At 60.4% G+C, this 951-nt stretch carries 1 protein-coding gene; it reads right to left on the bottom strand.

Annotated elements, in window-relative coordinates; translation table 11 throughout:
* Positions 1-46: 46 nt before the first annotated feature.
* The coding region (gene xylF / locus ACE04F_RS17575) for a D-xylose ABC transporter substrate-binding protein (RefSeq protein ID WP_486108653.1) at positions 47-951 on the bottom strand (905 nt) is incomplete at its 5' end.

Genomic DNA, 951 nt, shown 5'->3' with positions numbered 1-951 from the left:
CCCCGCTCCCACAAGGATTTTTGTTAACCAAAGAGCTGCGCTTTGGTCACTGCCCGGCGATCTGCGCCTTGGTGTAGAACCCGTCCTTTTCCAGCAGGTCGATGTTGTCCTTGGTCAGCGCGGTGGGCGTGAGCAGGATGGTGTCGACCTTCTTGTTGCCATTGTCGTACTGCGAGCTGTAGGTGGGTTTCTCGTTGCGCGCCAGTTGCACCGAGAGCTTGGCGGCTTCGGAGGCGATCAGTTTCAGTGGCTTGTAGACCGTCATGGTCTGTGTGCCGTCGATCACGCGCTTGACCGCCGCCAGGTCGGCGTCCTGGCCCGAGATCGGTACCTTGCCGGCGAGCTTCTGCGCGGCCAGGGCCTGGATGGCGCCGCCGGCGGTGGCGTCGTTGGAGGCGACAATGCCATCGATCTTGTTGTTGTTCCGGGTCAGGGCGTTTTCAACGATGCTCAGGGCTTCGGTGGGGTTCCATTCCTTCACCCATTGCTGGCCGACAATCTTGATGTCGCCCTTGTCGATGGCTGGTTGCAACACCTTCATCTGCCCCTCGCGCAGGATCTTGGCGTTGTTGTCCGTAGGGGCGCCGCCCAGCAGGAAGTAATTACCTTTGGGCGCTGCCTTCAGGACACCGCCGGCCTGCATCTCGCCGACTTTTTCGTTATCGAAGGAAATGTAGGCGTCGATGTCGGCGTTGAGGATCAGCCGGTCATAGGACACCACCTTGATCCCGGCCTTCTTGGCTTCGGCGACGGCGTTGGTCAGCACGGTAGCGTTGAACGGCACGATGACGATCACATCGACGCCCCGGGAAATGAGGTTTTCGATCTGGGAAATCTGCTTCTGCTCGTTGGCATCCGCCGATTGCACGTAGACCTTGGCGTCGAGTTTTTCCGCCGCCGCGACAAAGTAGTCACGGTCGCGCGACCAGCGCTCCAGGCGCAGGTCGTCAA

This window comes from Pseudomonas sp. AGC41, assembly GCF_057334555.1.
This window is presented reverse-complemented; position numbering and strand designations above follow the sequence as displayed.